The organism is Micromonospora sp. M71_S20, assembly GCF_003664255.1.
Lineage (GTDB): Bacteria > Actinomycetota > Actinomycetes > Mycobacteriales > Micromonosporaceae > Micromonospora.
Genome location: NZ_RCCV01000001.1, coordinates 4,507,670 through 4,520,811, shown reverse-complemented (window position 1 = coordinate 4,520,811; position 13,142 = coordinate 4,507,670). Strand labels below are relative to the sequence as shown.

The following is a 13,142-nucleotide window of genomic DNA, read 5'->3' as shown; positions in this document are numbered from 1 at the left end:
GGATCCCCCCGTCCGGGTCGGCCCGCGATCGATACCCGTAGAGTCTCGCCGTGATCGAGATCGACGTGCAGGTCGACCTGTTCCACCCGGCGGACCGGGTGTGGCACGCATTGACAGATCGCGCTCTGCTCGCCCGGTGGTTCACCGAGGTCGAGCCGATGGCCGGGTCGCGCGGCCGGCTGCTGCTGTTCACCGCCGGCCTGCCCGGGTTCGACGCCGCCGTCGACGCGGAGGTGACCGACCGGCGGGAACCGGAGCTGATCGCGTTGCGGTGCCTCGAGGGCGGCCGGCGCAGCCGGCTGGCCTGTGCCGTCGCCCCCACCGCCGAGGGGTGCCGGCTGTCGGTCCGCGAGGTGCTGGAGCACGGCAGCTGGAGCGCGGAGCAGCGCGAGCGCCGCGAGGAGTCCTACCGGCAGGCGTTGACGGGACGCCTGCCGGCGATCCTCGACTGGCTGGCCTTCCGGCAGGTCGACCTGCGTCGCGGCGAGGCCGGGATGACCGCCGAGATGCCGGTGACCGAGGTGGTCGGCGACGAGCCGGCACCGGCCGGCCGCCGCCGCTGGCCGCTGCTGGTCGCGGGGCTGGCCGGCGTCGCGCTGGCCGCCGGGGCGGCGGTGTGGGCGGTCCTGCCCGCCGAGCCGGACCCGGTCGCCGGCCCGGTCGCGACGCCGTCGCCGACCGCCGCGCCCACCCCGAGCCGTACGCCGCGGGCGACCCCGTCGGCCCGCCCCACGCGAAGCGCCACGCCTACCCCGTCGCGCCCGAGCCGGACGCCGTCGGCGAGCCCCTCGGCGACGCCCTCGCGTACGCCCACCTCGAACGCGCCGTCGGCCCCCGCCATGACCGCCCGCTACGAGACCGTGTCGACGCGGCTGCTCGGCTTCACCGGCGAGGTGGTCGTCGACAATCCCGGCAGCACGGCGGTGAACGGCTGGGCGGTGGTCGTCACGCTGGCCGAGGGCGGCACGCTGACCGACGTCAGCGGGGCGGACTGGCGGCGGGACGGGCAGGTCGTCACCTTCACCGGGCCGCCCGTGCCGGCCGGTCGCTCGCGGACCTTCACGTTCGCCGTGCGCGACGTCGACCAGCTCACCAGGGCGCCCGAGGACTGCTCGCTGGGCGGCGACCCGTGCGCGGGTCTCTGACGCCGTCGCGGGTGCCCGTGGCACCGGGCCCGCGCTGTTAGGATGGGCGCGAGTGATCGGGACAGGGAGACCAGACGTGGCGGGTGACGACGACATCTCCGGGTGACACCGGAAGTGCCCGGCCAGCGGCAGGCGGTCGACCGCCGCCGTGGCCGCGGGCCGTCGTTCCCGAATCCCGTCCCCAGGGCGCCCCGCGCGCCCACGTCACACCAAGGGTTTCCGCATGTCCGATGCGTTCATCATCTGTTCGCGCCTCTCCTTCTCCTGGCCGGACGACACCCCGGTCTTCGAGGGCCTGTCCTTCACGGTGGGCGCCGGCCGCACCGGCCTCGTCGCGCCGAACGGCGCCGGCAAGACCACGCTGCTCAAGCTGATCGCCGGCGAGCACCGGCCCACCGGCGGCTCCGTGACCGTCGACGGGCTGCTCGGCTACCTGCCGCAGAGCCTTCCGCTGGCCGGCGACCTGACCGTGGCCGAGGTCATGGGGATCGCGCCGGTACTCGGGGCGCTGCACGCCATCGAGTCCGGGGACGCCGACGAGAGGCACTTCACCACGATCGGCAACGACTGGGACATCGAGGAGCGCACCCGAGCCCAACTGGACCGGCTCGGCCTCGACGACGTCTCCCTCGGCCGGCCCCTGCACACCCTCAGCGGCGGTCAGGTCGTCTCCCTCGGCCTGGCGGCGCAACTGCTGCGGCGCCCCGACGTCCTGCTGCTCGACGAGCCCACCAACAACCTGGACCTCGACGCCCGCCGCAAGCTGCACGCCGTGCTGGAGGACTGGAGCGGTTGCCTGCTGTTGGTCAGCCACGACCGGGCGCTGCTGGACCGGATGGACCGCATCCTCGAACTCGACCGGAGCGAGGTCCGCTCCTACGGCGGCAACTACACCGCGTACGAGGAGGCGGTGCGCGCCGAGCGGGAGGTCGCGGAGAAGAACGTCCGCCACGCCGAGCAGGAGGTCAAGCGGGAGAAGCGGGAGATGCAGCAGGCGCGCGAGCGGGCCGAGCGCCGGGCCGGCAACGCCGCCCGCAACCTGAAGAGCGCCGGCCTGCCGAAAATCTTCGCCGGCACCATGAAGCGGGGCGCCCAGGAGTCGGCGGGCCGGTCGAACGAGACGCACGCCGCGCGGGTCGGCGACGCCAAGGCCCGGCTCGACGAGGCGGGCCGCGCGCTGCGCGAGGAGCAGCGGATCACGCTGGAGTTGCCCGGCACCAACCTTCCGGCCGGTCGCACGGTCTTCCACGGCGAGGCGATGCAGGTCCGCTACGGCGAGCGTGCCCTGTTCGCCGGTGACGGCGTGGACCTCACGATCCGGGGGCCGGAGCGGATCGCGCTCACCGGTCCGAACGGCGCCGGCAAATCCACCCTGCTGCGCCTGGTCAGCGGCGACGTGCAGCCGGAGGGCGGTCGGACCAGGCGGGCCGACGGCCGGATCGCGTACCTGTCCCAGCGGCTGGACCTGCTGGACCTCGACCGCACGGTGGCGGAGAGCCTGGCCGCGTACGCGCCCGCGATGCCGGAGGCGCAGCGGATGACCCTGCTCGCCCGCTTCCTGTTCCGGGGCTCCCGCGCCCACCTCCCGGTCGGGGCGCTCTCCGGCGGCGAGCGGCTCCGCGCCACCCTGGCCTGCGTGCTGTTCGCCGAACCGGCACCGCAGTTGCTCCTGCTCGACGAGCCGACCAACAACCTGGACCTGGTCAGCGTCGGCCAGTTGGAGAGCGCGCTCGACGCGTACGAGGGCGCGTTCGTCGTGATCAGCCACGACGAACGGTTCCTCGCGGCGATCGGCGTGGACCGCTGGCTGCGGCTCGCCGACGGCCGGCTGCGGGAGACCGGCGCCGGCGTCGCGTCGGAGTCGTGACCCGGGACGTCAGCCGATGCGGTACTGGTCGCCGTAGACGGCGAACACCAGCGGCGTGTCCAGGTTGAAGTTGCCGTTGTTGAGGAAGACCCGCTGCGCGGTGTCCACGCGGGAGGTGTCCGAGTGGGCGGGTTCCTTCCTCATCTCGGCGACCCGCTCGTCGAGGAAGGCGTGCAGCCAGGTCCGCTCGTCGCCGCCCTGGGCCGGGGGCTTCGCCCGGGCCAGGGCGCGGCTGCGGATCGCGCGCATGCCCTCGTAGCCGTGCATCACGGCCGCGTCGTAGTAGGCGAACTGCCCGAGCGCCCGTACCCCGTCGGCCTTGCCGTCGCGGACGGACGGGTTGAAGTAGACGCGGTCCCGCTCGGCCTCCTGCGCGGCCCGGAACACCGGGTCGGCGGCGGCGGTGCGCCAGTCGCGGGGGAAGTACGGGTCGAGGCCGGCGTGCGAGTCGCTGCCGTTGACGGCGCGCAGCGCCGGCAGGTAGCCGGCCAACACGTTGCCGGGCTTGGTCCGCGTGTACGCCTCCACCAGTTCGAGCATGTCGCCGGTGCCGGAGCAGAAGCCGATGATGCCGGCGGTGTAGCCCCGCCCGTCGCCGATGTCCTCGATGTAGGAGAACTGCGCGCGCCAGTCGAGCGAGGAGTTCTCCGCCGCCGACACGAGCTGCATGGCGACGTCCTTCTTGGCCGGGTCGTCGAGGGGCGCGCCGGCCGGGGCGGACGGGGTGGGGGTGGCGCCGCCGCCGGGCAGGGTCCACCGCTGGTTGGCGGTGCCGGCGCAGCTCCAGATCTGCAACCGGGCGCCGTTGGCCGTGCTCCAGTCCGTGGCGTCGAGGCACTTGCCCGAGCCGGTGTTGACCAGCGTGCCGTTGCTGGCGGTCCACTTCTGTGCGCCGGTGCCGTTGCAGTCGTACAGCTGCACCTTGGCGCCGTCGGCGGTCGACGCGGCGGTGACGTCCAGGCACTTGCCGAGCGCGCGGACAGATCCGTCGGCGTTGCCGACCGTCCAGACCTGGGCCGCGGTGCCGTTGCAGTCCCAGAGCTGGATCGGCGTGCCGTTGGCCGGGTTGGCCCCGGCGACGTCGACGCACTTGCCGCCGAGGCCGGTGACCGGCCCGGCCGCCGCGGCGCTGGCCGAGGGCAGGCCGTAGCCGATCGCGGCGACGGTGACGGCGAGGGCCCCCGAGAGCTGGGCGACTGTCCGCTTGCGAGGCATGGCGCTCCTCGGATGGGATGGCGGCGCGCCGCCTCGGTAGGTGAGCCGCGGCGCCGTGGGACGTGCCGGACGGCCACCAGGAGCTTCAGGAAACTGTATTAACAAATAGCAGTGCGTCGATTGGCTGTCAAACGTCCGGGCCGGTCACCCCTGGGTGGGTGGCGCGCGACGTGGCACGATGCGGGGTGGACCCGAGCAGGGGGAGGCAGCAGTGTCGATACCCGTCACCGAGCTGAGTGAGCTGCGGCGTCGCCTGTCGCGGGTGATCCTCGTCCATGTCGCGTTCTCGGCGGGGTTCGCGCTGCTCGCGGCGGGCGGCGTGTCGTCGCCCGCCGGGCGGGCGGGGGCGTTCGCCGTGCCGTGGCTGGTGATCGGGGCCGCCGGCGCGCTCGGTGCGTCGCTCATCGCCGCCGCCGCGTGGCGACTACGCGCGGCCCTCGCCTCGGGGCGGTCGCCGGGGACCCGGTGGGCCGTGCGGTGGGAGGCGTCGGCCCGCCTGGGCATGGCGCTCGCGGCGGCGGTGGCGCTTGCCGCCGGTGTCGCTGTGGCGCCGGCCGGGTCGGAGCGCGGATTCGTGATCGGGGTGGACGCGGCCCTCGCCGGTGCACTCGCGCTGTTCGCGCTGGCGGCCGGCGACGTCCGCCGGGCCGCCCGCTCGTCGGAGCGGACCGCCGCGTCGTCAGCCGGATGAGCGCCGGGGCCGATCCGCTCGGGGCGCCGCCTGGCCCGGTCGGCTGACGAGCGGGTGGCGCCGAGGGGGCGGAGGGCGGTCTTCCCGGCGGCCGGCGCGCCGCCCGCGGCCGCGCGCCGATCCGGCCCGTGCGGCGCGCGGCGGTGTCGCCGGTATGACGGTTCCGTTATGCCGCATATCGGCGGCCCTCGCTCTAGCATTCACGTACATCGATGACTGGCGGTGGCACGCCGCCGGACAACCTCAGGGAGTGCGTGTATGTTCCGACGACAACTGCTGCACGCGGCGACCGCCGCGCTGGCGGCGGTGCTGGCCGCAACCGGAATGCAGGTCGCCACCGGCACGAGCGCGTCCGCCGCCGACCCGGGCGCGTCCGCCGCCCGGACCGTCTACTACGACGCGAGCCGCGCCGGCGAGTTCCGCACCAACTTCGACCAGGCCGCCGCCATCTGGAACAGCCAGGTCAGCAACGTCCAGCTGGTCGCCCGCACGCCGGGCAACGTCACCATCTACGTCGACAGCGGCTGGCCGCGCGCTCAGGTCACCAGCCTCGGCGCCGGCCGGGTCTGGATGGGCTGGACCGCCGTCAACCAGGGGTACAACCGCACCCGCATCGCCACCCACGAGCTCGGCCACATCCTCGGCCTGCCCGACCGGCGTACCGGGCTCTGCTCCGACCTGATGTCGGGCAGCAGCGCGCCGGTCTCCTGCACCAACGCGTACCCGAGCGCCGCCGAGGCGTCCAGGGTGAACCAGCTCTTCGCCGGTGGTCTCGCCGCGGCGGAGGCGCCCACCGGCACGTTCACGTGGAACGACACCGACGACATCTCGCCGCAGGTGGTCAACGGCCGGCCGGCGAGCGAGAACTACCCGTGGATGGTGTACGTCTCCGGCTGCACCGGCACCCTGATCAAGGCCAACTGGGCGGTCACCGCCAAGCACTGCGGGACGCCCTCCTCGGTGCGGGTCGGCAGCATCAACCGCACCAGCGGCGGCACCGTCGTCTCGGTGATCCGGGCGGTCGGCCACCCGAGCGTCGACGTGAAGCTGCTCCAGCTCGGCAGCTCGGTCAGCTACGCCCCGGCGCCGATCCCGAGCACCTCCGGCGCGGTCGGCACCGCCACCCGGATCATCGGCTGGGGCCAGACCTGCGCCCCCCGGGGCTGCGGTAGCGCCCCCACCGTCGCGCACGAGCTGGACACCTCGATCGTCGCGGACAGCCGCTGCCTCGGCATCAACGGCCCGTACGAGATCTGCACCAACAACACCAACGGCAACGCGGGCGCCTGCTACGGCGACTCGGGCGGCCCGCAGGTGCGCCGGATCAACGGGGCGTGGGCCCTGATCGGCGCCACCAGCCGGGCCGGCAACAACAACTCCACCTGCGCCACCGGCCCGTCCATCTACGTGGACCTGCCGTCCATCCGCACCTGGATCAACACCCAGGTCGGCGGCCTGCCGGTCTGACCCCACCCCGGTACGGGGGACGCCGCGTGCGGCGTCCCCCGTGCGTCGTCGCCCCGGCCGTGCCGCCGGGGCGTCACGCGGCGAGCACCCGGAGTGCGGTACGGTGCCTGGCACATCGACCCCTTCCGAGGTGAACCATGCGTGTCGTGGCCGCGCTCGCCCTGACCCTGGCGCTCGCTCCCGCGCCGACGCCGACGGCCTCCGGCGGGCCGGTCGGTGACCTGCTCGACGGCGTCGGGCGGGTCGTCGACGACCTGCTCCAGGGAGGCGGCAAGGCCACTCCGGGCGCCTCCCCGACACCCGCGCCGTCCAGCTCGGCGGCCCCCGTCCCGTCCCCGGCCGGCCCGTCGGCACCGGGCCGGTCCGCGCCCGCGCCCAGCCCCGGGGGTACGTCCGCGCCCGCACCCGCCGGCGACCGGCCTGCCGGGCGACCGGCCGAACGCGGGGCCGACGCCCCGCCCGGGCGGGGGGCCGCCTCCGATGCCCCCTCGACGGTCGCGACCCCACCGCGCGAGGACGACGGAGGAATGGACCGCTGGCTGGTCTACGGCCTGGTGCTGGCTGGATTGGCGGTGCCGGTGCTGTTCGTCCCGAACCGGCGGCGCCGGCCCGCCGCTGCGGCTACCGGCCCGGCCGGGCCGGCCGGCCCACCGGTCCCCGCCCCCGTCACCGCCCTCGACCCCGAGCCGGACGACGAACCCGTGGTCGACAACGTGACCCACCTGCCGACGGAACTGAACGCGATCTACGAACTCGGCCGGCTCGACGAGCGGCTCAGTCAGGAGCGCAACCGCCGGTCCTGAGCGGGGCGGGCAGGGCGGGCCAGCGCCCCGGGCATGGCGAAAGGGCCGGACCCCTGTGTGGGGTCCGGCCCTTGTCGTCTTCGTGTGGGTGTTGTCGTCGGTCAGGCGGTGTAGCCGCGGGTGGCGATCCAGTCGGCCAGGTTGTCCACGCTCATCCGGTAGGAGGCCTGGTTCGGGTCGGCCGAGTCGGCGATGGTGACGGTCGCACCGTTGTCGCGGTAGCCGACGACGCTGATGTAGTGCCCGCCTTCGAAGGAGTGGGTGACTCCGTCGGTGTCGGTGGCGGTGCCGGCGATGTTGGCGACGACGGCGTGGCCTTCGTCGATGGCGGTGACGATGTCGGCGCGCAGCTTGTCGGTCTGCGTGTCGTCGGCCTTGGGGTCGCGGATCTCGACGGACTGGTAGGCGTCGGAGCCGGTCTCCTTGTTCAGTACGGGGGTGATGTCGTTGATGGAGTTGGTGCCGGCTTCGGTGGTGCCCATGCGCTGGGCCATGCCGTCGACGTCGATGTTCTTGCCCTGGACGCTGAGGGCGTTGCGGGCGGCGGCGGGGCCGCAGTAGTAGAAGTTGGGCTGGGCCTCGTAGCGCACGCCCAGCTCACGCTCGCCACCCTTGCGGTCCTGGCTGACCGTCGTCGTGGGCTTGGCCTCGGCGGGGGCGGCGAAGGCGGTGGTGACGGGGCCGGCGATGGCGCCGCCGGTGAAGGCGAGCCCGGCAGCGGTCAGGGCGGTCTTACGCAGCATGTCGGTACGCATGATTCGTCTGCACCTTTCGATCGGGGGCACGCGACACACACCAAGGGGGGCGGGTGCGCCACGGGAAAGGAAAGGTCGAGATATCAAGAGGGCCGGATGCGGTCACCCGCTCGGTGGCCCGGGGGATGTAACCACCGTGGGCGGCCCGTCATTCCGGCGACCCGGCACCCGGTCATCCCGACGCGGGTACTCGGTGGTCCGCCGGATGTAACCACGCCGGCCCGGTCCGCATTCCGCCGACCACCGGGCCGGCGAGCGGCCGGGTCACGCGGCCACGATGGTTACAACGACCCGGCACCCCGGCCCATGCCCACCCCACCCGTGGCGCCCACCACCACAAACCCGACATACGCGCCTCATGGCCCGATCGGTCGCGGCGGAGGCGAGTGCGTGCCGGTCGTGGTGAGGCGCGAAACGCCCAGACCGGCCATTAGCCGCCACCACAACCGCATGGTCGAACCGGGTTGTGCGGGGGGACGAGCGGACTGGGCGGGGCCGCACGCCGGCAGTGCCGCTGCGCGGGTGGAGCCGCGCCGTGCGGGAGGCGGGTCAGGTGGTGGGCGGCAGGCCGCGTTCGATGGTGACGGTGGTGCCCTCGGCGGTGGAGACCAGGCGCACGTCGCCGTACGCGTTCATCAGCGTGGCGCCCCGCCCCCGGTCCATGGCCGGACGACGGTCCCGCCAGGTGCCGAAGTCGCGCACCGAGATCCGTACCGTGCCATCGGTCACCCGCAGTCGTACTCGCACCTCGGGACGGGTGGGGCGTTGGGCGTGCTCGACGGCGTTGTTGACCGCCTCGGAGGCGGCCAGCAGGAGATCGGCCATGGTGTCCGGATCGACGTCCAGGTTCTCCAGCGAGGCCCGCACGTCCCGGCGCATCGCGGCGGCGGAGGTGGGCTGCGAGGGGTACGTCCAGCCCGTGTCCAGCACGGCCGCGTGCTCGGGAGCCGGGCGCCGGGCCCCGTTGTGCGCGTGCTCCCCGTTGCGACCGACCGACGCACCGACGCCCGGCGCGGCAGGTGGGCCGTTCAGCGGACCGGCACCCACGTCCACGGGACCGCCACCGGAGGCCGCTGACCCGGCCGGGGCACCCTGCGTGTCCGGGGTGCTGCCGCCGACGGGGCCGGCCGACGTCGCCGGCCGCGCCCCGGCCGCCGACCCGGGCGCGGTCCCGCCGGGACCGCCCGCGTCGGCCGTCGTGCCGCCAGGGCTGTCCGCGTCGCGTGGCGTGCCGCCGAGGCCGTCCGGTTCGCGTGGCGTGCCGCCGGGGCCGTCCACGGCGGGCGCCGTCTCGTCCCGGTGGTGCCCCCGGGTGCGGGCGCCGTGCAGGGCGGACCGGATCCGGGCGATCAGCTCGGCCGCGGCGAAGGGCTTGACGACGTAGTCGTCGGCGCCCAGGTCGAGCCCCTCCACGCTGGCGTCCCCGCCGGCGCGCGCGGAGAGCACCACCACCGGCAGCGTCCGGGTACCGGCCTGCCCGCGCAGCCGACGGACCAGCTCGAAGCCGTCGATCCCGGGCATCATCACGTCGGTGAGCACCAGGTCCGGCTGTTCCCGGCGGATCGCCTCCAGGGCCTGCCGGCCGTCACCGACCGTCTCCACCCGCCAGCCCTGCTCGCCCAGCAACCGGGCCAGGTACGCGCGCATGTCGGCGTTGTCGTCGGCGACGAGGATCCGCGCGTGCCGCAGCGCGTCCGCGCCACCGTACGCCGGCACCGGCGGCCCGGCCGGCGCGGACGCCCCCGCCTGCGCCGGGTCGGCCAGCCAGCCGACCGCCTCCTGGACGGCGGCCCGGGCGGCGTCCCCGACCCCGTCCACGTCGGCGGCCGGCCGGGCGGTCCGCCCCGCGGCGGACCAGGGCAGCGCCACCGTGAACGTCGTCCCCGTCCCGATCCGGCTCTCCACCCGCACGTCGCCGCCTTCCAGGCGGGCCAGCTCGCGGACCAGGGCGAGCCCGATGCCGGTGCCCTCGTGGCTGCGCGACCGGGTGCCCTGCACCCGGTGGAAGCGTTCGAAGAGCCGGGGCAGATCCTCCTCGGCGATGCCGATGCCCGTGTCGGCGACGGTCAGCCGTACCTCCTCGTCGTCGGCGGCCAGCCCGACCCGGATCCGGCCGACGAAGGTGTACTTCAGCGCGTTCGACAGGAGGTTGGTGACGATGCGTTCCCAGTTGACCGGGTCGACGGCGACCGCGCGGGGCAGCGGCGGGCAGTCGACCTCCAGGCACAGCCCGGCGCGTTCGACGGCCGCCCGGAAGACGCTCGCCAGCTCGGTGGTGAGCCCGGCCAGGTCGACCTCGCGAGCGTGGCTGTGTGCCTGCCCGGCCTCCAGGCTGGAGAAGGTGAGCAGACTGTTGACGAGGGTGAGCAGCCGGGTGGCGTTGCGCCAGGCGGTGTCGACCCGTTCCCGCTGCGTCGCCGGCAGGGGATGCTCGTTGTCGTTGAGGGCGTCGGCCAGCGGGCCGAGCATCAGCGTCAGCGGGGTCCGGAACTCGTGGCTGACGTTGGTGAAGAAGCCCGTCTTGACCCGGTCCAGCTCGGCGAGCGCCTCGGCCCGCCGGCGCTCCTCCTCGTACGCCTGCGCGTTGCGCACGGCGACGGCCACCTGCTGGGCCAGCAGCGCGTGGAACGACCGGTACGCCTCGTCCAGCCCCCGGCTCGGGCTGACCCCGACCAGCAGCACCCCGAGAGGCTGGCCCGCCTCGGCGGACGGCAGCGGCAGGGCGAGAGCGGTGCCGACCAGGTCGCCCCACGGCCCCGCGGGCAGGGCGAGCCGCCGGTCGACGCCGGCCACCTCGGTCGTCGTGCCGGCAGCGGCGGCCGCCAGCCCCCACTCGTGCTCCTCGCCCGCCGGCAGCGTGCCGGGCAGGGCGGCGGCCACGGGACGCCCGCCGACGTGAGCGGCGCGGCGCAGCAGCGCGCCCTCGCGCAGGTAGATCGCGGCGAACGGAACGTCCAGCGGGTGCCCGCCGATGGCCTCGGCGAGCCGCGCGCAGGTGCTCTCGACGTCGACGGTCCGCCCGTCGCCGCCGACGGACAAATCGCGCAGCAGGCGCAGCCGGCGCTCGCCGACGACCTGTTCGGTGACCTCGCTGCACACGGTGAGCACCCCCACCGTGCGTCCCTCGTCGTCGCGGGCGGGGGCGTGCGAGACGCTGAAGTACGCCTCCTCGCGGTAGCCGGCGCGGTCGAGCAGCAGTTGCAGGGCCGGCACCCAGCTGGCGACCCCGGTCGCCATCGCCTCGTCGATCAGGGGGGCCAGCACGTCCCAGCCCTCGGCCAGGGTGACCCGCACGTCGCCGCCGAGCGCGTCGGGGTGCTTGTCGCCGATCAGGGCGGAGTACGCGTCGTTGTACAGCTGGGTGAAGCGGTCCCCCCACAGCAGCAGCATCGGGTAGCGGGAGGAGAGGACCATCCGGACGGCGGCGCGCAGGCTCTGCGGCCAGCCGTCGACCGGGCCGAGTGGGGTGGCGGCCCAGTCCAGGCGCGCCATCAGCCGCCCGGTCCCACCACCGTCGGCGAACAGGTCCCCCGTGGGTCGCGTCACCCTCGGTCGCACCCCATCGCAGCCCTCACTTCCGGGCCCCGACGACCCTTGCTGGTGTTACCCGCACATCCTGGCACCCGGCTTCAGCTGCACGTCCGCCGGCACCCCAGCGGGTGTCTGTACCCAGGCCTCCGCGTTTCCACACCTCGACCCACCAGGTCGGGTCGCAGGGGCGGACGGGGGTCAGCCCTCGGCGGCCGCCCGGCGGCGCAGCAGCTCGACCGCCTCGTCGACCAGGCCGCCTTCGGTGAGCAGCGTCAGCAGCAGCGGCAGGTGCCGCCAGTCGCCGCCGTCGACGGCCTGCCGCAGCAGATCGATTGCCTCGTCGCGCCGGCCCCGGGCGGCCAGCAGGGCGGCCAGCTCGTCCCGGGCGCGCGGATCACCCTGCTCGGCGGCGATCCGCCAGTACCGTTCGGCCTCGTTGGTGCGGCCCTCCCCGGCGAGCAGCGCGGCGAGCCGGGCGGCGGCGTGCCAGTCGCCGTGCTCGGCGCGGATCCGCAGCTCATCCGTCCGCCCTCGGTCCGCCAGCAGGTCGACCAGGACGCTGCCCGCCCCGTTCGCGCCGGCCCGGTCGAGGTCGCGCAGGTAACCGGTCGGGTCGGGCACCGCCACCAGCCCGGCGGACTCCGGGCCGAAGAAGCGGCTGCCGCCGAACTCCCGCCGGAGCTGGTCGTCGAGGTCGTCGGCGAGCGCGATCATGGCCCGCAGGGCCAGCAGCAGGTGGGTGGGGGCGAAGTCCTGCCCGAAGACGGGGATGGACGCCCAGACGGTGTCGCCGGTGCAGTAGACGCGCCCGACCACGAGCCCGTTGGTGAGGTCGGAGAGCCGCCGGTACAGGGACTCGGTCGGGTCGACGCCGGTGAGCAGCGGGGAGAACACGTCGACCAGCGGCGGGTCGTCCTGCGCCCGTACGAAGATCATGGCCGAGCCGGCGCGGATGCCGACGTCGCCGTCGGCGTCGACGCGCAACTGGTCGGTGGTGACGCCGAGGAGGCCGGCGAGCACCGCCCTGACCCGGTGGGTCAGCTTCCCGCCGCCGTCGTCCTCGGCGTCGGAGTGGGGGAGCGGGCCGGTGCTGCGGGCGGTGACCGGGCGCGCGGCCAGCGCGGCGGCGAGCCTCGTCCGGGCCGGTACGGGAACGGCCGTGGCGGTGGTGGCCGGGCGGGCGGCCAGCGCGGAGACGAACCTGCCCAGCAGGTCATCACGCGGCGTCATCGTGCTCGCCGCTCGTGCCGCTCGTGCCGTCCCGACCGCTGTCGGCCGGTCGTTCCGCCACCCGTACCTGGTCGAACATCTTGGCGATCACCAGCGGGGCCGCGACCCCGAACGTGAAGCTGGCGAAGGCCGTGGTGGCCAGGCCACCCGCCCCGGCCGCGGCGGCGAGGCCGGTGCCGGCCACGGTCCTGAGCAGCACCGCGAACACGACGATCGGGGCGTCCCGCCGGTCCCGCCACGGCCACTGCCACCGGCCCCCGGACTCGCTGGTCGGGCGCATCATCCCGGAGAGGTTCAGCGCCTCGGCCACCGCGCTGCCGACCAGTCCCCACATCGCGGCCATCCATAGAGACACATCCCTACCGTACTGACCGCCCGCCGCGGCGGTCGCACCAGCCCTCGGCTTCTCCCGGCGGCCACGTCGACGCCACCCCCGAC

At 74.7% G+C, this 13,142-nt stretch carries 10 protein-coding genes; 5 read left to right on the top strand and 5 right to left on the bottom strand.

The genetic code is table 11. The features are described 5' to 3' along the window. The first annotated feature begins 50 nt into the window (after positions 1–50). Positions 51–1,145, top strand: coding sequence for an SRPBCC family protein (locus DER29_RS19365; RefSeq protein WP_121398611.1), 1,095 nt, complete (start codon positions 51–53; stop codon positions 1,143–1,145). A gap of 223 nt (positions 1,146–1,368) precedes the next feature. Continuing rightward, the gene (gene abc-f, locus DER29_RS19360) at positions 1,369–3,012 is read left to right on the top strand and encodes a ribosomal protection-like ABC-F family protein (protein WP_121398610.1); all 1,644 of its coding nucleotides are present in this window, start codon (positions 1,369–1,371) and stop codon (positions 3,010–3,012) included. A 9-nt stretch (positions 3,013–3,021) separates the two neighbouring features. Here the strand turns inward: abc-f and DER29_RS19355 are convergent, their stop codons facing one another. Then, complete coding sequence (locus tag DER29_RS19355; protein ID WP_199729362.1) at positions 3,022–4,227, bottom strand: chitosanase; 1,206 nt, start codon at positions 4,225–4,227, stop codon at positions 3,022–3,024. Positions 4,228–4,438: 211 nt separating this feature from the next. Between DER29_RS19355 and DER29_RS19350 the strand changes: the two genes are divergently transcribed. The 3 genes from DER29_RS19350 to DER29_RS19340 all read left to right on the top strand — a co-directional run bounded on the left by DER29_RS19350 (position 4,439) and on the right by DER29_RS19340 (position 7,188). Further along, positions 4,439–4,918: a hypothetical protein gene (locus DER29_RS19350; RefSeq protein WP_121398609.1), complete on the top strand. Its 480-nt coding sequence runs from the start codon at positions 4,439–4,441 to the stop codon at positions 4,916–4,918. A 258-nt stretch (positions 4,919–5,176) separates the two neighbouring features. After that, positions 5,177–6,385 carry a snapalysin family zinc-dependent metalloprotease gene (locus DER29_RS19345; RefSeq protein WP_121398608.1) on the top strand — a complete coding sequence of 403 codons (1,209 nt, stop codon included), beginning with the start codon at positions 5,177–5,179 and terminating at the stop codon, positions 6,383–6,385. Positions 6,386–6,522: 137 nt separating this feature from the next. Further along, complete coding sequence (locus DER29_RS19340; protein WP_121398607.1) at positions 6,523–7,188, top strand: hypothetical protein; 666 nt, start codon at positions 6,523–6,525, stop codon at positions 7,186–7,188. A gap of 101 nt (positions 7,189–7,289) precedes the next feature. On the opposite strand, the gene DER29_RS19335 is transcribed toward DER29_RS19340, so the two are convergent. The 4 genes from DER29_RS19335 to DER29_RS19320 form a co-directional block, all read right to left on the bottom strand. Then, entirely contained in the window at positions 7,290–7,943 is a 654-nt protein-coding gene (locus tag DER29_RS19335; protein WP_121398606.1) for a C39 family peptidase, read from the bottom strand. 549 nt (positions 7,944–8,492) lie between these two features. Beyond that, on the bottom strand, positions 8,493–11,489 hold the full coding sequence (locus tag DER29_RS19330; RefSeq protein ID WP_121398605.1) for an ATP-binding protein: 2,997 nt from the start codon (positions 11,487–11,489) through the stop codon (positions 8,493–8,495). A 183-nt stretch (positions 11,490–11,672) separates the two neighbouring features. Then, positions 11,673–12,704: a hypothetical protein gene (locus DER29_RS36315; RefSeq protein WP_121398604.1), complete on the bottom strand. Its 1,032-nt coding sequence runs from the start codon at positions 12,702–12,704 to the stop codon at positions 11,673–11,675. Beyond that, positions 12,691–13,059, bottom strand: coding sequence for a hypothetical protein (locus tag DER29_RS19320; RefSeq protein ID WP_148710088.1), 369 nt, complete (start codon positions 13,057–13,059; stop codon positions 12,691–12,693). The genes DER29_RS36315 and DER29_RS19320 overlap by 14 nt, the downstream gene beginning before the upstream one ends. Between the last annotated feature and the right edge of the window lie 83 nt (positions 13,060–13,142).

Excerpts from the sequence above, each read along its gene's own strand:
- DER29_RS19340 (WP_121398607.1), top strand. The coding sequence starts at position 6,523 with ATGCGTGTCGTGGCCGCGCTCGCCCTGACCCTGGCGCTCGCTCCCGCG.
- abc-f (WP_121398610.1), top strand. The coding sequence starts at position 1,369 with ATGTCCGATGCGTTCATCATCTGTTCGCGCCTCTCCTTCTCCTGGCCG.
- DER29_RS19345 (WP_121398608.1), top strand. The coding sequence starts at position 5,177 with ATGTTCCGACGACAACTGCTGCACGCGGCGACCGCCGCGCTGGCGGCG.
- DER29_RS19355 (WP_199729362.1), bottom strand. The coding sequence starts at position 4,227 with ATGCCTCGCAAGCGGACAGTCGCCCAGCTCTCGGGGGCCCTCGCCGTC.
- DER29_RS36315 (WP_121398604.1), bottom strand. The coding sequence starts at position 12,704 with ATGACGCCGCGTGATGACCTGCTGGGCAGGTTCGTCTCCGCGCTGGCC.
- DER29_RS19335 (WP_121398606.1), bottom strand. The coding sequence starts at position 7,943 with ATGCGTACCGACATGCTGCGTAAGACCGCCCTGACCGCTGCCGGGCTC.